General features: G+C 68.9%; 20 protein-coding genes and 1 pseudogene. 14 read left to right on the top strand and 7 right to left on the bottom strand.

The window, feature by feature from the left end:
• On the bottom strand, nt 1-1464 hold the full coding sequence (locus BN2660_RS04125) for a peptide MFS transporter (protein ID WP_091227656.1): 1464 nt from the start codon (nt 1462-1464) through the stop codon (nt 1-3).
• A gap of 93 nt (nt 1465-1557) precedes the next feature.
• Between BN2660_RS04125 and BN2660_RS04120 the strand changes: the two genes are divergently transcribed.
• The 3 genes from BN2660_RS04120 (at nt 1558) to BN2660_RS04110 (ending at nt 4456) form a co-directional block, all read left to right on the top strand.
• The gene (locus BN2660_RS04120) at nt 1558-2262 is read left to right on the top strand and encodes a GNAT family N-acetyltransferase (protein WP_091227654.1); all 705 of its coding nucleotides are present in this window, start codon (nt 1558-1560) and stop codon (nt 2260-2262) included.
• 81 nt (nt 2263-2343) lie between these two features.
• Nucleotides 2344-3729, top strand: a complete 1386-nt coding sequence (locus BN2660_RS04115; RefSeq protein ID WP_091227652.1) for a glycine--tRNA ligase — start codon at nt 2344-2346, stop codon at nt 3727-3729.
• A gap of 52 nt (nt 3730-3781) precedes the next feature.
• Nucleotides 3782-4456 (top strand): hypothetical protein, encoded by a 675-nt coding sequence (locus BN2660_RS04110; RefSeq protein WP_091227649.1) that lies wholly within the window; start codon nt 3782-3784, stop codon nt 4454-4456.
• A gap of 71 nt (nt 4457-4527) precedes the next feature.
• Here the strand turns inward: BN2660_RS04110 and BN2660_RS04105 are convergent, their stop codons facing one another.
• The 5 genes and pseudogenes from BN2660_RS04105 to BN2660_RS04090 form a co-directional block, all read right to left on the bottom strand.
• Complete coding sequence (locus BN2660_RS04105; protein ID WP_091227647.1) at nt 4528-4953, bottom strand: DUF1801 domain-containing protein; 426 nt, start codon at nt 4951-4953, stop codon at nt 4528-4530.
• A complete protein-coding gene (locus BN2660_RS04100) occupies nt 4950-5522 on the bottom strand; it encodes an HhH-GPD-type base excision DNA repair protein (protein WP_091227645.1) in 573 nt (190 codons plus the stop codon). The genes BN2660_RS04105 and BN2660_RS04100 overlap by 4 nt, the downstream gene beginning before the upstream one ends.
• Before the next feature lie 193 nt (nt 5523-5715).
• The gene (locus tag BN2660_RS04095) at nt 5716-7092 is read right to left on the bottom strand and encodes an ATP-binding protein (RefSeq protein WP_091227642.1); all 1377 of its coding nucleotides are present in this window, start codon (nt 7090-7092) and stop codon (nt 5716-5718) included.
• A 235-nt stretch (nt 7093-7327) separates the two neighbouring features.
• Nucleotides 7328-7423 (bottom strand): annotated as a pseudogene (locus BN2660_RS16415) (Fe-S cluster assembly protein HesB); the annotation flags it as partial.
• Nucleotides 7424-7475: 52 nt separating this feature from the next.
• Nucleotides 7476-8783: a glutamyl-tRNA reductase gene (locus BN2660_RS04090; RefSeq protein WP_091227640.1), complete on the bottom strand. Its 1308-nt coding sequence runs from the start codon at nt 8781-8783 to the stop codon at nt 7476-7478.
• 72 nt (nt 8784-8855) lie between these two features.
• On the opposite strand from BN2660_RS04090, the gene hemE reads away from it, so the two are divergent.
• From hemE to BN2660_RS04040, 10 genes are all read left to right on the top strand, one after another.
• Nucleotides 8856-9878 (top strand): uroporphyrinogen decarboxylase, encoded by a 1023-nt coding sequence (gene hemE, locus BN2660_RS04085; RefSeq protein WP_091227638.1) that lies wholly within the window; start codon nt 8856-8858, stop codon nt 9876-9878.
• 97 nt (nt 9879-9975) lie between these two features.
• On the top strand, nt 9976-11580 hold the full coding sequence (locus BN2660_RS04080) for a protoporphyrinogen/coproporphyrinogen oxidase (RefSeq protein WP_091227635.1): 1605 nt from the start codon (nt 9976-9978) through the stop codon (nt 11578-11580).
• Between the two features lie 161 nt (nt 11581-11741).
• Nucleotides 11742-12191 (top strand): hypothetical protein, encoded by a 450-nt coding sequence (locus tag BN2660_RS04075; protein ID WP_091227633.1) that lies wholly within the window; start codon nt 11742-11744, stop codon nt 12189-12191.
• Between the two features lies 1 nt (nt 12192).
• The gene (locus BN2660_RS04070) at nt 12193-12600 is read left to right on the top strand and encodes a phage holin family protein (RefSeq protein WP_091227630.1); all 408 of its coding nucleotides are present in this window, start codon (nt 12193-12195) and stop codon (nt 12598-12600) included.
• A complete protein-coding gene (locus BN2660_RS04065; RefSeq protein ID WP_091227628.1) occupies nt 12587-12868 on the top strand; it encodes a hypothetical protein in 282 nt (93 codons plus the stop codon). Before BN2660_RS04070 ends, BN2660_RS04065 begins: the two co-directional genes overlap by 14 nt.
• Before the next feature lie 68 nt (nt 12869-12936).
• Nucleotides 12937-13614, top strand: coding sequence for a hydrogen peroxide-dependent heme synthase (hemQ, locus tag BN2660_RS04060; protein ID WP_091227626.1), 678 nt, complete (start codon nt 12937-12939; stop codon nt 13612-13614).
• Nucleotides 13615-13621: 7 nt separating this feature from the next.
• Nucleotides 13622-14635, top strand: coding sequence for a hydroxymethylbilane synthase (gene hemC, locus BN2660_RS04055; RefSeq protein ID WP_091227623.1), 1014 nt, complete (start codon nt 13622-13624; stop codon nt 14633-14635).
• Nucleotides 14632-15423 carry a uroporphyrinogen-III synthase gene (locus BN2660_RS04050; protein WP_091227621.1) on the top strand — a complete coding sequence of 264 codons (792 nt, stop codon included), beginning with the start codon at nt 14632-14634 and terminating at the stop codon, nt 15421-15423. The genes hemC and BN2660_RS04050 overlap by 4 nt, the downstream gene beginning before the upstream one ends.
• On the top strand, nt 15420-16397 hold the full coding sequence (gene hemB, locus BN2660_RS04045) for a porphobilinogen synthase (protein ID WP_091227619.1): 978 nt from the start codon (nt 15420-15422) through the stop codon (nt 16395-16397). The genes BN2660_RS04050 and hemB overlap by 4 nt, the downstream gene beginning before the upstream one ends.
• 137 nt (nt 16398-16534) lie before the next feature.
• Complete coding sequence (locus BN2660_RS04040; RefSeq protein WP_091227616.1) at nt 16535-17875, top strand: glutamate-1-semialdehyde 2,1-aminomutase; 1341 nt, start codon at nt 16535-16537, stop codon at nt 17873-17875.
• A gap of 19 nt (nt 17876-17894) precedes the next feature.
• On the opposite strand, the gene BN2660_RS04035 is transcribed toward BN2660_RS04040, so the two are convergent.
• Nucleotides 17895-19352 carry an HNH endonuclease signature motif containing protein gene (locus BN2660_RS04035; RefSeq protein ID WP_091227614.1) on the bottom strand — a complete coding sequence of 486 codons (1458 nt, stop codon included), beginning with the start codon at nt 19350-19352 and terminating at the stop codon, nt 17895-17897.
• A 143-nt stretch (nt 19353-19495) separates the two neighbouring features.
• Between BN2660_RS04035 and BN2660_RS04030 the strand changes: the two genes are divergently transcribed.
• Nucleotides 19496-19945, top strand: a complete 450-nt coding sequence (locus BN2660_RS04030; protein WP_091227611.1) for a hypothetical protein — start codon at nt 19496-19498, stop codon at nt 19943-19945.
• Nucleotides 19946-19994 lie beyond the last annotated feature (49 nt).

The raw sequence follows: 19994 nt of genomic DNA, 5'->3' as shown, positions 1-19994 counted from the left end.
TCAGCTGACGCCCTTCATGAGACGCAGCACGGGCTTGACCGCGAGGAGCAGACCGATGCCGACGACGATCGCGATGCCGCCGAGGATCGAGAAGTACGGCACCTCGTTCTCGGGGTCGTAGAACCGCACGAGCCAGCCGGAGATCGCGGTGCCGAGCGCGATCGACAGGAAGAAGAGCGCCACCATCTGCGTGTGGAACACCCGCGGCGCGAGCTTCGTCGTCACCGACAGACCGACCGGCGAGATGAGCAGCTCGGCGATCGTGAAGACGAAGAGGATCCCGACGATCGCCAGAAGGGGGGTGGAGTTCGCCCCACCGCCCGCGAACGGCAGGAAGAGCAGGAAGGCCGCGCCCATGATGATCGCGCCGAACGCGAACTTCACCGGGGTCGACGGCTGGCGAGTGCCCAGACGGGTCCAGATCGCGGCGAAGATGCCGGACAGGATGATGATGAACACCGGATTGATCGACTGCACCCAGGAGACCGGCATCTCGAAGCCGAAGATGTTCCGGTCGAGCCGCTCGTCCGAGTAGACCGTCAGCACGGTGAACTGCTGCTGGTACAGCGACCAGAAGGCGACGCTGGTGACGAACAGGGGCAGGAAGCCCCAGACGCGCGAGCGCTCGGTGGCGTCGATGCGGCGGCTGGTGAGGATGACGGCGAAGTACGCGACCGTCGCCACCACCGTGCCGATGATCACGATGGTCGCCAGGTTGTCGGCTCGGATGACGCCGACGAGGACGAGCACGACGATGAGTGCTACCGCGGCGACGGCGACGATCGCCACCAGCGGGTAGCGCGACGAGGGCAGCGGGTTGGGCACCCGTCGTGCCTCGTCGGGAAGGGCGCGGCGGCCGAACGAGTACTGCACGAGTCCGAGTGCCATCCCGATCGCGGCGAGACCGAAGCCGTAGTGGAAGCCGAGGGACGACTGCAGGATGCCGGTGAGGATCGGGCCGAGGAAGGCGCCGAGGTTGATGCCGAGGTAGAAGAGCGAGAAACCCGCATCGCGCCGGGTGTCGTCCGGGCCGTAGAGCGTGCCGACGACCGCGGTGGCGTTGGCCTTGAGCCCACCGGATCCGAGTGCCACGAGCACCAGGCCGACGCCGACCCCGAGGAAGCCGGGAAGCAGGGCGAGGGCGACGTGACCGGCGACGATCACGATGGCGCTGAGGAACAGTACGCGCTCGGATCCCAGCATCCGGTCGGCGATCCAGGCGCCGAGGATCGTGGAGAGGTAGACGGAGCCGCCGTACGCGCCGACGATCCCCCCGGCGACGGCCTGCGGCAGCCCGAGTCCGCCCTCGGTCACCGAGAAGTACAGGTAGATGAGCAGGATGCCCTGCATGCCGTAGAAGCTGAACCGCTCCCACATCTCGACGCCGAAGATGTGGACGAGGGCCCACGGCTGGCCGAAGAACCGGGTGTCGCGCGCGGTGGCCGCGGTATCGCTGGATGCCATTACTCCACGGTACGCCCCTCGTGGGCAGCCGTTGACGGCTCGTCCCGAGGCGCGCGATTCCGCGATCACGGTCGAGAGGGGCAGACTGGGGGCGTGCGAACCATCCGTGACCTCGACACCGTTGAACTGATCATCGACGCGCAGGGCCTGCTCGACTCCATCCGCGGCCCCGAACGCGTCATCGACGCCGGCACCCTGCGAGCGCTGCAGCAGTCCGGCAACTACGTCGTCGGGCTCTTCGACGCCGCCTCCGACGTCGACGGCGGCGAGGAGCGGATGGTCGGAGCCTCGATCGCCTTCTTCGGTGAGCCCGGACGGCGGGCCATGCACTCGCACATCACCGCGCTGCTGCCGGAGTATCGCGGACGCGGGTGGGGCCGCGAGCTCAAGGAGCACCAGCGCCAATGGGCCTTCTCGCGCGACGTGGGTCGCATCACGTGGACCTTCGACCCGCTCGTGGCGCGCAACGCGCACTTCTTCCTCTCGGTGCTCGGGGCGAGGGTGACCGGCTACTCCATCAACCGCTACGGGATCTTCGGGGGAGGGGATGCCGGAGACGAGAGCGACCGGCTCGACGTCGAGTGGGCGCTCGCCGACATCGCCAAGGCGCCGGCAGCCGAGACCGTGGTCGAGACGCTGGAGATCCCCGCCGACATCGAGGCGCTGCGGGAGACCGATCCGGATGCGGCGCACGAGTGGCGCATGCGCCTGCGTGCGCAGATGGAGGGGCTGCTGGGCAGCGGCCTGCAGATCGCCGGGTTCGACGTCGCGAAGGGCTATCTCTTCACCCAGGCGTGAGAGTTGCGCTCCATCATGCGCGGATAAGATTGAGGTGCCCGTGATCACGGGCGTTCTCCGCATCCGACCATTGGAGCCACCGTGGCCGAACAGTCCCGTCTCGACAAGGTCATCGCCCTTGCCCGCCACCGCGGGTTCGTCTTCCAAGCGGGTGAAATCTACGGCGGTTCGAGGTCGGCTTGGGACTACGGGCCCCTCGGGACGGAGCTCAAGGAGAACATCCGCCGCCAATGGTGGCAGACGTTCGTGCGCGGGCGCGGCGACATGGTGGGGCTCGATTCGAGCATCATCCTGCCCAAGCGCGTGTGGGAGGCATCGGGTCACGTCGCCACCTTCACCGACCCGCTCGTCGAGTGCCTGAGCTGCCACAAGCGCTTCCGTGCCGACAACCTCATCGAGGACTTCGAGGCGCGCAAGGGACGCAAGGCCGAGAACGGTCTCGCCGACGTTCCGTGCCCGAACTGCGGCACCAAGGGTCAGTACACCGAGCCGAAGTCGTTCTCGGGCCTGGTGAAGACCTACCTCGGCGTCGTCGATGACGAGTCGGGCCTCCACTACCTGCGTCCCGAGACCGCGCAGGGCATCTTCGTGAACTTCTCGAACGTGCTCACCGCCAGCCGCAAGAAGCCGCCGTTCGGCATCGGCCAGGTCGGCAAGGCGTTCCGCAACGAGATCACGCCCGGCAACTTCATCTTCCGCACGCGCGAGTTCGAGCAGATGGAGATCGAGTTCTTCACACCGCCCGCCGACGCGCCGCAGTGGTTCGAGCACTGGGTCGAGGCGTGCTGGAACTGGTTCATCGATCTGGGCATCGACCCCGAGAACATGCGCCAGTTCGACGTGCCCGAGGATGACCGCGCGCACTACTCCGCCGGCACGATCGACGTCGAGTACCGCTTCGGCTTCCCGGGCAAGGAGTGGGGCGAGCTCATGGGCGTCGCCAACCGCACCGACTACGACCTGTCGAGCCACAGCGAGGCCTCGGGGCAGAGCCTCACCTACTTCGACCAGGCCACCGGCGACCGGTACACCCCGTACGTGATCGAACCCTCGTTCGGTCTCACGCGCTCGATGATGGCGTTCCTCGTCGACGCCTACCGCGAGGAGCAGGTGCCGAACGCCAAGGGCGGCACCGACGTGCGTACGGTGCTCAAGCTCGACCCGCGTCTGGCTCCGGTGAAGGCGGCCGTGCTGCCGCTCTCGCGCAACGAGCGGCTCTCGCCGCTGGCGCGCGAGGTCGCCGACACGCTGCGCAGCTCGTGGGCGGTCGACTTCGACGATGCCGGAGCGATCGGTCGGCGGTACCGCCGTCAGGACGAGATCGGCACGCCGTTCTGCGTCACGGTCGACTTCGACTCGCTCGACGACCGGGCCGTCACGGTGCGCGATCGCGACACCATGGCCCAGGAGCGCGTCTCGATCGACACCCTGCACCAGTACCTGGCGGAGCGTCTCAAGGGCGCCTGACGTGACGATCCCGGGGGGAGGTCGTGCACGAGGAGCAGACGACGCTGGTGCGGTGCGACCCGTCGCGGCCGTCGTGCTGGTCGCGGTCGCGCTGGCGTGGCTGCTCCTGACGGTCCTCGACCTGCGCGAGAACGACGGCATCGCTCCGCTCGTGGCGATGTTCGGCATCCCTGCGCTCGCCTCGGCGATCGTCATCCAGCTCGTGATCACCCGGAGCACCGAGCGTCGTCACCTGCCGAGACCGGTGCTGTGGTGGATGCTCGCGGTGCTGCCGGCCGGGATCCTCGCGGCCTTCGTCGTCGCGATCAAGCGGGATCCCGAGTACTTCATCGGCGACGACGGACCCTGGATGCTGATCTGGGTGCCGATATTCATCGTGGTGGGCGTACTGCTCGGGGCTCTGGTCTGGTTCTTCTTCGTCTTCCCGCTGGTGAACCTCGTGACGGCGATCGGCAGAATCGCCCGCGGCGAGGCGAGCGCCGGGATCGTCATGATGCCCCTCGTGCTCCTCGCGGTGGGAGTCCTCTGCGTGATCGGCGGTCTGTCGGTCGACACCGACGGCAGCGGACGCGCGTCCTGGGGCGCGATCATCGCCTCGTTCTTCGGCATCCCCGGGGCATACGAGGTCATCTGGGAACCGGGCCTCTGGATCGTCCGCGCCATCGTCGCGGCGATCGTGCTGGTGTTCGCGGTGCCGGCCGTCGCTGAACGGATCCGGTCGCGCTGATCGGGTACGCGCACTGACCAGGTGACGCGCGCTGATCAGGTGACGCGCGCTGATCAGGTGACGCGCGCTGATCAGCCCGTGACGGTGAGCTGCACCTGATCCGTGCCGCCCGCCTCGACCCAGGCGAGCGACCGTTCGAGGATCCCGCGGAGCACATCGAGATCGATCTGCTCGAGGTCCTTGATGTACAGGCATCCGACCCCGGTGGTGTGCGGGCCGAGACGAGTGAGGTCGTCGGCGTGCGCGTGCGTCCCCTCGAACAGGTAGATCGTCGTCGCGGCCTTGCGCGGTGCGAATCCGAGGAGTCCGCTGTCGCCTTCGGTGCCGGTCGGGTAGCGGTAGTGGCACGCGCCGAAGCCGATGATCGTGCCCCAGGTCTGCGGCTCGCGGCCGGTGATCTCCTGCATCAGCGCGGTCAGGGTCTCAGCGTCGCGTCGTCGGACCGCAGGACTGGATCGTGCGATGAGACCGGCGACGTCGTCGCCGGTGGGCTTCATCTCGTCTCCTTGGCGGCGGCCTTCATGGCCTTCTTGTGCTCCCGCACCTTGGTCAGCGACTCCGGGGAGACGATGTCGGCGACGCTGCGGAACGATCCTTCGTCGCCGTAGTCGCCCGCGGCCTCACGCCACCCGGCGCCGGTGAAGCCGTACTGCTTGCCCAGCAGCGCGAGGAAGATCCTCGCCTTCTGCTCGCCGAACCCGGGAAGAGCCTGCAGTCGGTCGAGCACCTCGGGTCCGGAGGGGTCTCCCTCGGTCCACAGCGCCGACGCATCGCCGCCCCAGCGGTCGACGATCTCCTGGCAGAGGGTCTGCACCCGCGCGGCCATCGACCCGGGGAACCGGTGCACGGACGGCGACTGCCGGAAGGCTTCGAGGAAGACGTCGGGAGCCATGCCGGCGATGGTCGCCGCATCCGTCGCCCCGGTGCGCTGCTCGATCTTGAGCGGACCCGCGAACGCGGTCTCCATCGGGACCTGCTGGTCCAGCAGCATCCCGATCAGGAGCGCCAACGGGTTGTCGGTGAGCAGGGCGTCGGCGGCTGTGTCTCCGGTGATGTGAAGGGCCATAAGAACAGTCTGGCACCGACGAGGCGTACTGTTAGCGTGCTACAGCGGCATCAGACCGCCGCCGCGATGTGCTCGTCGACGACGATATGCGTTTCGTCGCGACCGTCCCCTGATTCGGCAGACTCGAGCCGGTAACAAATAACCGATTAGTCACCTGAATGCCGATTCGTCTTCAAGGCGGCCTGCGCTGCAGTCAGGAAGTCTTCTTCTGCCAGGCCGCCTTATTGCCCCTCTTCTCAGGTACACGCTCGATCTGTCCGGCCTGCGCAAGTGCGTAGAATACATTTTTCACCCGGTTCTCTGAACCGATGCCGGTGAGATCACGGACGATCTTGTTCGTAATCTCGTCGTAATCGGCGAGATACTCCATAACCATCTGCTCGGGTGAGGCGAGTCTCTCGTGGCGGATGTTCACGAGAACCGAGTGATCTAGCTCGACGATGATCGGGTCCTTGAGCTGAAGCTTCTTCATCGCCGCAAAGGCGGTGTTGAGACCCTCGCCGACATCCTTGTTCGGTGGATCCGGAAACTTATTGATGAGTCGCACGATGCTGCCATTCCGCGCAAACCGCTCATCGAGAATGTTCGAGGGTGAAACGTGTCCGGCGAGGCGCCCGGGACTCTCTACCTCGACCCGGTTATCGAAGACTCGGATATGCACATCATCGGCGACCCCATAGTCCCGGTGTATCAGTGCATTGGTGATGATCTCGTGGATTGTCTCTGGCGGATAGGTGACCGCCGTCAAACCAGATTCGTCGAGCTTCTTTATCGACTCGACCAACGCGGTCGTGCGCTCGACAGCGGCCTTGATCTGTGAGTAGAGCGGGCCCTCAATGGTTGCAGGTTGTCCGTCCAGTGTCTCCCGGGTGCCCTCGGATTCAGAGGTCTTGTATCTGTACAACTTCACCGATGAGCGCTTGGCCAGGTACGCCTGGGGCAAGTCTGCGAATAGCAGCACTCCAGCGACGGTGGGCCGACCATCTGCAATGACGCGCTGCGATCTCATCCAGCGTTCGGGCTCGACGGCCGGGAACGCCTCAAGCATGAACTCAATCGTGGTTTCTGAGTTGGTCACCTCCGCAGGATCGGCGTTCACCAACTCAGTCTCAAAAGAAGTAATCCCCTTGTCACGTTCCAGTTGCCGGAGTGCCGCGTCCGTGCTGACTGGAAGGGAGGATGCGCCGCGGCGTACGTAAATGACGTTGTCCGAAGCTTTGCGGATGGTAGACCCGCGAAGTATGACAACGTGCAAGACCAGGCCCACGCGGCTGGGAGCGGTCAAGAACTCGTACTGGAACCCCTCACCAAGTGGGAATAGCTGCTCGAAGATCTGGAGATGCCCATTCGCCGCTTCCTCATCTGTGAAACCGTTCCATGTGAACTTACCGTCGTCTTCGTCGATGCCGATGTAAAGTTCTCCGCCGTCCGCGTTTGCGAACGCGCTCATCGCTTTTGTTAGCTTGCCGGGCTTGATGGCCTTCGACTTCATATCGTTGAAGTGGCCTTCGCGCACCTCGAGGATGCGGTCAGCCTGCGTATCATCGATCGAGAGGGTCTGTATGGGCATACTCACACAGTACCCAGAGGGTCTGACATTCGTGGATCAGAACCGAGGGGACCACGCGGGGTTCTATTGCAGGTGAGCCCGGCGGGGGGTTCGTGGCCTCAGACGGCGTGGACCGTGTCACGGTCAGACCGCACGAGGCGATTCGCCTGCGGTGCTCGGCAGTCCTTGCGCTCCGGTCGCGAGGGCGCGTCGAGATTCCTGTCACTAGGCATCACTGGTTTGCCAATGGTTAGCGGACCTGCTGGTCCAGCAGCATCCCGATCAGGAGCGCCAACGGGTTGTCGGTGAGCAGAGCGTCGGCGGCGGTGTCTCCGGTGATGTGAAGGGCCATGCCCCCAGTCTCGCACCTGGCGCGACATCGCGCGGTGCCGGCCGAGGAGCCGTCAGGCCGACGCGGCGTCGTCTTCGACCGATGCCTCGGCGGGTTCGACGGGTGCGATGCCGTAGAGCGTCGAGAGGGCCGCCGAGAACTCGTCGGCACGGCCGGTGGCGGCGAGCTCGTGCGCACGGGTCGTGGGCGTGTGCAGGAGCACACCGGCGAGATGCCGCAGCGCCTGCTCCACCTTGCCGTCCTCATCGCCCCGTGCACGCGCCCGATCGATCTCGGAGTCCAGCAGCGAGAAGATGTGGGAGCGCAGCGCGACGACCGAGGGCACGACGCTCTGGCGGCTGCCGACGACGTGGAAGGTGTCAGCCGCCTCGCGGACGACGCTGCGTGCGGCATCCGTCGCCTGCAGCTCCTCCAGCGGAGCGTGCAGGCTGATGGTCTCGAGGTCGAGGAGCGCGACGCCCTCGAGTGTCGCGACGGCCGGATCGACGTTGCGCGGCATGCCGAGGTCGACGACGAGCTGGTTGTGCGACGCCACCGGGCACCCGGCCGCGGCGATGCCGGTGGGCGCCTGCAGGTGGTCGGGAGTGAGCACCGGCTCGGTCGCGGTGGTGCAGGTGATCAGCAGGCTCGAACGCGAGGCGACGCGGGCGTAGTCCTCGGCGTCGACAGGGCGGATGCCGTGCTTCGCGGCAAACTTCTCCGCTCGGCCCGACGGCGAGTACACCGAGATGTTCACGGCGCCGCGCTCGCGCAGCGTCGCCAACGTGACGGCCGCGTAGGCCCCGGTGCCGACGAGCAGCACGCGCTCGGCCGACCAGTCCGCGATCCGGCTGTCGGCGAGCTCGAGGGCGAGGCGGACGAGCGATCGACCGGCGCGGCCGAGGGCGGTGACGTTCTTCACCTTGCGCTGTGCCTGGCTGGCGCGCTGGAACAGGCGCTCGAGCTCGGGCGACGTGGTGCCGTCCTTGCGGGCGGACTTCAGCGCCCGGCGCACCTGGCCGGCGATCTCGCCCTCGCCCGACACGACGGATTCGAGTCCGGAGGCGACGGAGAAGAGATGCTCGGCGACTCGTCGACCGGAGTGCACGTCGTACGCGCCGTCGAGTTCTCCGGTGCTGATGCCGGTGGCGGACTCGACCGCCTCGAGGACGGCCTCGACGCCGATCGCGCCGGCGGCGGTGACCGGCTCGTCCATCTCGACGTACGCCTCGAACCGGTTGCAGGTAGCCAGAACGACCGCACCCTGCACGCACGAGGCCGTGTCCACGATGGTGGAGGCGACGTCGTCGGGGGTGCGGCTCAGGCGTTCGAGCAATTCGAAGGAGGCGGTCTTGTGACTCGCCGTGACACACAGCAGCACAGATCGATTCTACCGGTCGTTCGCGCACGTCGTCTCCGCGGACTCATAACCGGCGGATGGGAGGATGGAGGCATGGCTCTCTCCGACGCTCCGCTGCTGCGCGCCCTCGCCGGCTCCCGCCCCGAGCACGCCCCCGTGTGGTTCATGCGCCAGGCCGGCAGGTCGCTGCCCGAGTACCGCGAGCTGCGCGTGGGCACGAGGATGCTCGACGCCTGCCTCACGCCCGACCTCGCGGCGGAGATCACGCTGCAGCCCGTGCGCCGCCACGGCGTGGATGCGGCGGTGTTCTTCAGCGACATCGTGATCCCGCTGCGCCTCGCGGGCGTCGACGTCGAGATCGAGCCCGGCCGCGGTCCCGTGTTCGCGAACCCGGTGCGCACGGCGGCCGACGTCGACCGCATCACGGCGATCGATCCCGCCTCCCTCGACGGCGAGGCGATCGCCGAGGCCGTCCGTCTCGTCACCGCCGAACTCGGCGACGTCCCCCTGATCGGCTTCGCCGGGGCGCCGTTCACGCTCGCCGCGTACCTCGTCGAGGGCGGTCCGTCGAAGGAGCACCTTCGCGCACGCGCCATGATGCACGCCGATCCCGACTCGTGGCATCGTCTCGCCGGATGGCTGGCCCTCGTCTCGCGCCGGTTCCTCGAGACGCAGCGCTACGCGGGAGCATCGGTCGTCCAGCTCTTCGATTCGTGGGCCGGGTCGCTCAGCACCGCCGACTACCGCGCGTTCGTCGCGCCGCACTCCCGCGCGGCGCTCGAGGGGATCGGGCTGCCGACCATCCATTTCGGTGTCGGCACCGGGCCCTTCCTCGCGGACATGCGCCTCGACGGCATCGCCGACGGTGTCGGTGTCGACTGGCGACTGCCCCTCGACGAGGCTGCGCGCATCCTCGGACCCGACGTCACGGTGCAGGGCAACATCGATCCCGCGCTGCTCTCGGCTCCCTGGTCGGTGCTCGAGGCGCACGTGCGTGACGTGGTCGAGCGCGGTCGCGCCGCCCGCGGCCACATCGTGAACCTCGGACACGGCGTTCCGCCCGAGACCGACCCCGATCAGCTCACGCGCATCGTCGAACTCGTCCACTCGATCTGAGCCGCTCGAGCCGCTGAAGCCGCTCGAGCCGCTCGCAAGGCTTTTCTCCCTGCGTGCGTCGAGGCGGCGTCCGGTGCCGGATGGAAGAATCGAGAGCATGAGCTCAGAGTCCGCCCTCCCCGCCTCCGCGCCGGCCTCCGTCCCGATCGCGACCTCCACGGCTGCTGCGGCCGAGCTCGCCGCGCGGGCCTCCGAGCTCCACATCGTGGTCGTCGGAGGCGGTGTCGGCGGACTCATCGCCGCGCGGGAGTGCGTGAAGGTGGGCATGCGGGTGACGGTGCTGGAGGCGACGGATGCCGCGGGCGGCGCGATCCGGCGGGCCGAGCTCGACGGCGTCGTCGTCGACGCCGGTGCCGAGAGCTACGCGACCCGCGGCGGTCATGTGCGAGCGCTGGTGCAGGAGCTCGGCCTCGGCGACCGCATCGTCGCGCCGGCCGCGGGCAGTGCATGGGTGGCCGGCATCCCGGGAGTCGGCGCGGCGCCGCTGCCGGTCGGCGGGATCCTCGGAATCCCCGGCAACCCGTTCCAGGAGGACGTCCGCCGCATCATCGGATGGTCGGGCGTGTGGCGCGCGTACCTCGACCGCGTGCGTCCGCTGCTGACGATCGGGCACAACCACAGTCTGGGCAAGCTCGTCTCGTCGCGCATGGGCGCCAAGGTCAGGGACAGACTCGTGGCGCCGGTGACCACCGGCGTGTATTCGGCCTCGCCCGACGACGTCGACGTGGACGTCGCCGCACCCGGGCTGAACTCGGCGCTGACGAGCGTCGGCTCCCTGTCGGGGGCGGTGCAGGCGCTGCGCGACGAGAGCGCGGCGCGCGCGGCCGAGTCGAAGGCCGCGGCGAAAGCCCCGGGCGCAGCGGTCGAGGGGCTCGACGGAGGCATGGCGGTGCTCGTCGATGCTCTGATCGCCGACATCGAGAAGCTCGGCGGCGAGGTGCGCACGCGCACCGGTGTCACGGCACTCACGGCATCCGGTTCGCGCTGGACCGTCACGGTGCAGGCGGAGGCCGACCCGAGCGCGGAGGTCGACCCGAGCGCGGTGGCCGACCCGAGCGCGGAGGACGGCGACAGCCCCGCGATGGACGAGGTCGAGCTGACGGCGGACGGGGTCGTGCTCGCGACGTCGGAGGACGTCGCCCGTGAACTGCTCGCCGCGGCTGTGCCCGCGCTCGGCCGCACCGAGCGGGCGGAGGCGCCCGAGATCGAGATCGTCACGCTGCTGCTCGCGCCCTCGGCGCTGTCCGGCGCTCCGCGCGGCACCGGAGTCCTCACAGTGCCGGGCAGCCACACGGCCAAGGCTCTCACCCACTCGACGGCGAAGTGGGACTGGGTGCGGGCCGCCGCCGAAGGGCGTCACGTGGTGCGCGTCTCCTTCGGCGCACAGGGTGAGCCGGCCGCGACGACGGGCCTCGACGACGACGCGGCGGCGCGGCTGGCGTTGCGCGAAGCATCCGCTCTGCTCGGTGTCACGCTGGCCGAGAAGGATCTGGTCGCATCGCACCGCTCCCGTTTCGTGCAGTCGCAGCCTGCATCGATCATCGGCTCTGGAGGGCGACGGGCCGCCGCGCGCGCCGCGGTGCAGGCCGTGCCGGGGCTCGCAGTGGTCGGCGCCTGGCTCGCGGGAACCGGGTTGGCGCAGGTCGTCCCCGACGCCCGCGAGGAGAGCGATCGGCTGCGCCGCACGCTCCTCTGGGACTGATTGCCCGGGCGGTCGCGAACCTCAAAGAAGGCGGTCTGTCAACCCTCTGCGGATCGGATGCCGAATTCGGCATACAGGGCTACGCTGGACATCTCGGAAGGCGGTGCCGAGCCGCCGGTTCGCCCTCGGGCGTTCACACCGGAACAACGTGAGGAGACCCCATGAAGGGGAAGATCGGACTCGTCGTAGGACTCGGCGTGGGATACGTCCTCGGATCGCGCGCAGGTCGCGCGCGGTACGAGCAGATCAAGACGCAGTGGCTGAAGGTCTGGAACCTGGACCCCGTCCAGGAGCAGGTCGACAAGGCCAAGGGCTTCATCGGCGACAAGGCGGCGGCCGTTCCCGGCGCCGTCTGGACCGGCGTGCAGAAGGTCGTGAAGTCGGCGACCGGCACCGGTACGGCCGGCCAGCGCCTCGACTCCGCGGTGGCAGCGGGCCGCAAGGCCGCTGAGGACGTCGTCGACGCGACCGAGGATGCCGTGGACGAGGCGAAGGATGCCGCGAAGAAGGATGCCGCGAAGAAGCCCGAGGCGAAGAAGCCGGCACCCACGGGTACCGATTCCGCCGACGGCTCTGCGAACGGCTCCGGCGCCGCGAAGACTGGTGACTGAGATGCCCCGCGGATACCGCGATCGCGCCGAGGACAGCCTGCTGTCGCTCATCGGCGACCTTCCCGAGCTCATCGGCAACCTGGTCAAGGCCGAGGTCGATGCGGCGAAGAAGTGGGTGTCGAAGACGGCGAAGGATGCGGGGATCGGCTCCGTCTGGTTCCTGGTCGCCCTCTTCTTCCTGTTCTGGGCTGTGCCCGTCATCCTCGTCTTCGCGATCGCGGGACTGTCGTCGTGGTGGCCGGTCTGGCTGTCCGCACTCGCCGTGTTCGGCATCCTCATCCTCGCCGTGCTGCTGTTCGCACTGCTCGGCATCCTGAAGTTCCGCAAGGTGCTCGCCCGTGAGAATCCGGCGCAGGCCGTGAGCGACGACATCCGAATCGTGAAGGAGGCCGGCGATGACCAACTCTGACATCACGCGGTCGCTGCCCAAGACGGCGGTCCCCGCAGGAATCGTCGACGCCCGGGACTCCGCTCGCGCGGAGCTGAAGGCGGCACTCGCGGCGATCGAGGTCAAGGGCAACTTCCCTCGGCGCATCGACAAGGCATCGAAGCGCGCCGCCGCGAAGGCACGCATCTTCGCCGACCGCAACCCGGCCGCCGCAGTGGCGGCCGCAGTCGCGATCGCCGCCACCGTGGGCGGCGCGGTCTGGGTGATCGCGCGCGCACTGTCCCGCTGACGGCGGGCGCCACCGTCCGCGATCCTGCCGCGTTCGCGACCACTCAGCAAAGGGGGCAGACTGGACCTATGTCCGATGAGCGCGAAGAGAACCCGTCCGGCTTCACCCTCTGGGCCGTCTGGCGACGCAACCCCGACGTCCCAGTGACCGAATCGGATTCGACAGAGCTCGAGACGATCGTGTCGTACATCGAGGACTCCGGCGTCACGGTGCGAGGCTTCTACGACGTCTCCGGTCTGAAGGCAGACGCCGACCTCATGGTCTGGCTGCACGGCGACACCGCGGAGGAGCTGCAGAAGGCGCTGCGACGCCTGCGCCGCACCGAGCTGCTGCGGTCGCTGCTGCCCGTGTGGAACGTCATGGGCGTGCACCGCGACGCCGAGTTCAACCGCGCGCACGTCCCCGGCTTCCTCCGGGGCGTCGAACCCAAGGGCTGGCTGTGCCTGTACCCGTTCGTGCGCACGCCGGAGTGGTACCTCGCGCCGGAGGCCGAGCGCCGCGCGATGCTCGCCGACCACGGTCGCAAGGGCGCCGCGTTCACCGGCGTCATCGCGAACACGGTCGCTGCCTTCGCCCTGGGCGACTACGAGTGGCTGCTGCCCCTCGAGGCCGACGACGTCACCGAGCTCGTCGACCTCATGCGCGACCTGCGCTACACGGACGCCCGGCTGTACGTGCAGGAGGAGGTTCCGTTCTACACGGGACGGCGCCTGCGGTTCGACGAGATCGCGGACGTGCTGCAGTAGGCCTGTCATGAGCTCTTCCATCAACCGGTCCACCCCGATCCGACTGGGCACGAGGCGCAGCGCGCTCGCCCAGGCGCAGTCGGGCCACGTCGCCGCAGCGCTCGAGAAGGTCTCGGGTCGCCGCGTCGAGCTCGTGCCGATCACGAGCGAGGGCGACACCAACCGCGCGTCGCTGTCGGAGATCGGCGGCCAGGGCATCTTCGCGACCCGCCTGCGCGAGGCTCTGCTGGCGGGGGAGTGCGACTTCCTCGTCCACTCGCTCAAGGACCTGCCCACGGCGATCCCCGACGGGCTCGTCATCGCGGCGACCCCCGTGCGCGAGGATGCGCGAGACGTGGTCATCACCCGCGGGGGCACCCCGCTGCATGAGCTCCGCTCGGGCAGCAAGGTCGGCACCGGCTCGCCTCGGCGCATCGCCCAGGTACGGCGACGGGCTCCGCACGCGGAGGTCGTCGACCTTCGCGGCAACGTCGACTCGCGACTGCAGCGCGTCGCCTCGGGAGAACTGGATGCCGTGATCCTCGCCGCCGCCGGGCTGTCCCGCCTGGGCTCGGATTCTCCCCTGCGCCGGGAGGAGCTCGGTCTCGCCGAGTGGCCGACGGCCCCGGGCCAGGGATCCCTCGCCGTGGAGACGCGGACGGACGCACCCGACGAACTGCTCGCCGCCCTCGCCGAGCTCGACGATGCGGACACACGTCTGGCGGTCACCGTCGAGCGCGCGGTGCTCGAGGGGCTGGACGCCGGATGTCAGGCGCCGATGGCCGCGCACGCGGCATCCGAGGGCGAGGGGATCCGCGTCAGATCCGTCGTCTACGCCCCCGATGGAGAGCGCCGGATCGGCCTCGACGTCACGGAAGCCCTGAACGGGGAGTATATTCGTCGGAACGGCAGTGGCAATGGAGCGGATGCTGCCGATGGTGCGGACCCGATGCACGCAGCGCGCGAGCTCGGGTTGAGTGTTGCCCGTCGGCTGCTCGAACAAGGGGCGGCTGACCTTGTTTCCCGAGAGCATTCCTCATGACGAATTCGAAGCAGGACCGACCGCTGGACGGCTGGCGAATCCTCGTGCCCCGTGGCGGGCCGTGGGGTGACGGCGTCGCGGCGAGCCTGCGCGCCCAGGGTGCTGTGCCCGTGGTGGCGCCGCTGATCAACTTCGCCCCGACCACCGACCAGGCAGCCCTCGACGTCGCGCTGGCCCAGCTGGCCGACGGCGTCTACGACTGGCTGACGGTGACGAGCGCCACGACGGTGGACGTCATGTTCGCCCACCGGGCGATCGTGCCCCGGTCGACGCGGATCGCCGCGGTCGGCGAGACGACCGCGGCTGCCCTGCAGGCGGTCGGCTACGACGTCGCGCTGGTCCCCGACGAGGACAACTCCGCCGAGGGCATGGCGGAGCAGCTCATCGCCCTCGAGACCGAGCCTCGCCGCATCCTCGCCCTGCGCAGCGAGATCGCGAAGCCGGTGCTCAGCGTGCTGCTGCAGGAGGCAGGCCATGACGTCGACAGCGTCGTGGCGTACCGCACGGTGGGCGTGCCGGTGACCGACCGCATCAAGCGCGACGTCGAGAACGGCCGCATCAATGCCATCCTCATCACGAGCGGATCCGTCGCGACCCAGGTACGGGAGCAGTTCCCGGAGATCCCCGACGAGACGCTCCTGGCTGCGATCGGTCCTCGCACCGCGAAGGACGCCGACAAGGCCGGGCTCCCGATCACCGTCGTCGCCGATCGCCAGACGGTCGACGCGCTGATCGACGCGGTGTCGAGCTTCACGCTTCCGCATGCGGCAGACGAGCTGGCGCCGTGAGCTTTCCCGAGGTCCGTCTTCGCCGGCTGCGTCAGTCGCCCGCGGTGCGGGGGCTGGTGCGTGAGACCTCTCTCGAACCGCGCCAGCTCGTGCTTCCGCTGTTCGTCCGCGAGGGCATCGCCGAGCCCAGCCCGATCGGCTCGATGCCCGGTGTGGCGCAGCATTCCCTGGATTCGCTGCGCGGGGTCGCGACCGAGGCGGCCGAGGCCGGTGTCGGCGGTGTGATGCTGTTCGGCGTCCCCGCCGTGCGCGACGCCCAGGGGTCAGGCGCCGACGACCCGAAGGGCATCCTCAACGTCGCGACCGAGGTACTCGCGGCCGAGGTCGGCGACGCGCTCGTCGTGCAGACCGATCTGTGCCTCGACGAGTTCACGGATCACGGTCACTGCGGTGTCCTCGCCGCCGACGGCTCGGTCGACAACGACGCCACCCTGGAGCGCTATGCGTCGATGGCGCTCGCGCAGGCGCGCGCCGGGTCCCAGCTGCTCGGGCTGTCGGGGATGATGGACGGCCAGGTCGCGGTGATCCGGCAGGCGCTCGACGCCGAAGGCTTCACCGACACCCTGCTGCTGGCGTACGCGGCGAAGTACGCGAGCGCGTTTTACGGGCCGTTCCGCGAAGCCGTGGACTCTCAGCTGAAGGGCGATCGCCGCACGTATCAGCTCGATCCGGGCAACCGGCGAGAGGGCGTGCGCGAGGCGGTCGTCGATGAGCAGGAGGGCGCCGACATCGTCATGGTCAAGCCCGCGATGGCCTTCCTGGACGTGCTCCGCGAGGTGCGGGACACCGTCGACATCCCGGTCTGGGCGTACCAGGTCTCGGGGGAGTACGCGATGATCGAGGCGGCTGCGGCGAACGGCTGGATCGACCGTCGCGCGTCGATCCTCGAGTCGCTGCTCTCGATCCGTCGGGCCGGCGCCGATGTCGTGCTCAGCTACTGGGCGACCGAAGCCGCACGCTGGCTGCGCGGCTGACAGCGCACCGCCCTGCTGACAGCTCACCGCCGGCGACGCTCGACCGGCTCGGGAGCGGGTTCTGAGCGCTGTGCACAGGTCGGCGGGCTAGCCTGGAAGCGGTGTGCTGACGTCCGCGCATCACTGAGGAGAGTTCTGTGACCGACCGCAACGACGACCTGTTCTCCGCCGCACGCACGGTGATCCCGGGCGGGGTGAACTCGCCCGTGCGCGCCTACGGATCTGTAGGCGGCACCCCTCGCTTCCTCGCGTCGGCGCGGGGCGCGACGGTGACGGATGCCGCGGGCGCGGAGTACGTCGACCTCGTCGCGTCGTGGGGCCCGGCGCTGCTCGGGCACGCGCACCCCGAGATCGTCGCCGCCGTGCAGGAGGCCGCGACGCGCGGACTGTCGTTCGGCGCGCCGACCGAGGGCGAGGTGGAGCTCGCCGCCCTGATCGCGGATCGCGTGCGGTTCGGCGAGGTGCGTCCGGTCGAGCGCGTGCGTCTCGTGTCGACGGGCACGGAGGCGACGATGACCGCCATCCGTCTCGCGCGTGGTGCCACCGGGCGCGACCTGCTCGTGAAGTTCGCCGGCCACTATCACGGCCACTCGGACGGGCTGCTGGCCGCGGCGGGCTCGGGCGTCGCGACGCTCGCTCTGCCCGGTTCGGCCGGTGTGCCGGCGCCGATCGCCGCGCAGACCCTGGTTATCGACTACAACGACCGTGATGCCCTCGAGGCGGTCTTCGCCGAGCACGGCCAGCGGATCGCCGCGGTCATCGTCGAGGCTGCGGCCGCCAACATGGGTGTCGTCGCGCCGCTTCCGGGGTTCAACCGATTCATCGCCGACACGGCTCATGCACACGGTGCACTGATGATCCTCGACGAGGTTCTCACGGGCTTCCGCGTGCATCCCGCCGGGTTCTGGGGGCTGCAGGCCGCCGGAGGCGAGGACTACCTGCCCGACATCATCACCTTCGGCAAGGTCGTCGGGGGAGGGATGCCGCTGGCAGCCCTCGGCGGCCGTGCGGACGTCATGGATCTGCTCGCGCCGCTGGGCCCCGTCTACCAGGCGGGCACGCTGTCGGGGAATCCGCTCTCGGTCGCTGCGGGACTCGCGACGTTGCGGCTGGCGACTCCGGACGTCTACGCCACGGTCGATGCCGCAGCGGCGCGGGTCGCGCTCGCGCTGGACCGTGCGCTGACGGACGCCGGCGTCACCCATGCCGTCGCCCACGCGGGAAGCCTGTTCAACCCGTCGTTCCGGGCCACAGCGCCGCGGGACTACGTCGAGGCGCAGGCGCAGGAGACCTTCCGGTACGCGCCCTTCTTCCACGCGATGCGCGAGCAGGGTGTGGCGCTGCCCCCCAGCGTGTTCGAGGCCTGGTTCCTCACCGCCGCGCACGGGGAGGAAGAATTGCAGCGGATCGAGGCTGCCCTGCCGGTGGCCGCAGCAGCAGCCGCGGCCGCAACCGCAGCTGCTCCCGCCCGTCCTTGAGCGAGTGCGCTGCTGCGCCCTAGATGAACATCACCCGTCTGCGGGGCGCGTCGCGGTAGGTCCGGCCCAACGGACTGAGCCAGTCGATGGTGCCGTCTGGGAGCTGTCGAGCGGTCCAGCGGTGTTCATCGGCGACGTCGGGATGCTTCAGCACGTGATGCGTCGCGCAGAGATGTGCGAGATTGCCTGTCTCGGTCTTCCCTCCTTTGGCGTGGTCGAAGGTGTGGTCGATCTGACTTCGATGCACGGGCATGCGGCAGCCCGGGAACCGGCAGTGCTGATCCCGGGCACGTAGGAACCGGCGCATCGGCTCTGTCGGGGTATACGTGTCGGTCTCTCTGACCAGTCCGGTCGGATCGAGGAACAGCCGCGACCAGCCGCTGCGTCGGCCGGCGAGGTCTCGCGCGACGTCGGGGTGCAGAGGGCCGTGCCCGTCGAGCTGCGCCGGACGCTCGTCGCAGCCTGCCAGAGTCGTGCCGGCGACGGTCACCTGGATCCGTGCGTGGATGTTGTCGAGACCCGAGCCGTTGGCTGCGCTCGGGTCGGAAACGAGCAGCAGGTCGGTCAGCAGATCGGCGCGCACCTGGTCGATGGTCCTCGTATCGGCGGGGATGTGTTCCACGTCAGGGCTGCGGGCAGGGTCGGTGAGCGGATCGACCCGCTCGCGGTTCGCCGCGCCCGGCGTCGACGGATCGGTCGTGAACGTTCCATCGCCGAAGATGGCGTAGTCGTCGCGAGCCGGGTCATCCTGAGCGATGTGCTCGGGGTAGACAGGATCTTCGCCCTCATCGATCGGATCGAGCACGGGCTCGCGATCGGCCCGACCCGCGATGACAGCCCGGGCGAGCTGAGTGAGGCGGTCCATGATCGCGGCCGCGAGATGCTCGGGGAGCACGATCGTCACCACGGCGAGACCGTCTCCGGCGGGACGCACCGTGACGGTGCGCTCCGACGCCGCCCGCGCGTGGCGCTCTGTGATCGTCGAGCCCGCCAGCGTGGCTGCCAGCTCACGCAGGTGCGCGCGGGTGCGGGCCGGAGTCTCGGTCTCGGCCACGATGACGGCGACCGTGTCGAACAGAGGCAGCACGTCGGCATCCGCTCTGCCGTTGTCTATCGCTTCACGGACGACCCCTGCCGCCCGCACGATCTCCCGAACGTGCGCCGCCGTGATGGACCCCTCGTGGAACGCCTCGCGCACTTGCGGGTGGCTCCGGGAGAGGAAGGCGGCATCGGTGAACGCGTACTCGATGCTGCCCTGGGGGATGCGTCCCGCAGCCGAGTACTCCGCGATCATCGATCGATGGATGGCATCGCGATGGTAGGTGTGCTCCGCGGCATCCGCGTGACTGAGACGCATCCGCTCTGCGAGGAGGTCGCTCGCCTCGGCCTCGAGTCGAGCGATCGCTCGGCGCGTATCGACCCAGGAATCGAGCAGCGCGCGGCGCTGCTCGAGGTCTGTGTCGCCGGTGGAAGTCATGCTCCGACTCTAGTAGATTTGTTCGAAACTCGAGCAGAACATCGATATGGAGGACGAGCGATGGAGAGACCCGACAACGGATCGTTGCCGTCCTGTGAGCAAGACGCAGACAACTGGCAGGGCGCCGCTGGCAGACTTGTCGCATGGTGACGCTGCTGCTGGACCAGACGCAACTGGAGGTCGTGCTCTCGCCGATCGAGCGTGCCGCGAGCTTCCACCGACAGAATGTGCGTCTCTCGCGCGAGACCATCACGAAGGTGCAGCTCATCGAGGACGCGTGGACCTGGCTCCGCGGCGTTCCCAACCCCGGCACTCACATCCCCGGAATCCTCGCGGCGGGAACATGGAAGGCTGCGGGCAGCGTCGACTTCGTGCTGATCCGCCGCCGTCGACCGAGCGTCGTGATCGACCTCGACGGCGACGAGCAGTATCGTCGGCTGATCCTCACGACGCGGCACGGCCTCGCCCTCACTCAGGCTCTCCGCCTCGACGTGTCCGAGGAACCGGCGGACGTCGAGGAGATCGTCGCGACGGCGCCGACACCCGTCTCGAAGGGGCGACGGCGTCCGGTCATCCGACCCCGCCCCGCCTGACCCGAGCCGCGAACGACATCGCCCTCCGCAGCCTTTCGGCGCGGAGGGC

The sequence above is a fragment of the Microbacterium sp. 3J1 genome, from assembly GCF_001049495.1.
Taxonomy (GTDB): Bacteria; Actinomycetota; Actinomycetes; order Actinomycetales; family Microbacteriaceae; genus Microbacterium.
Note: the sequence above shows the minus strand (reverse complement) of the source record. Positions and strands in the feature narration are given on the sequence as shown.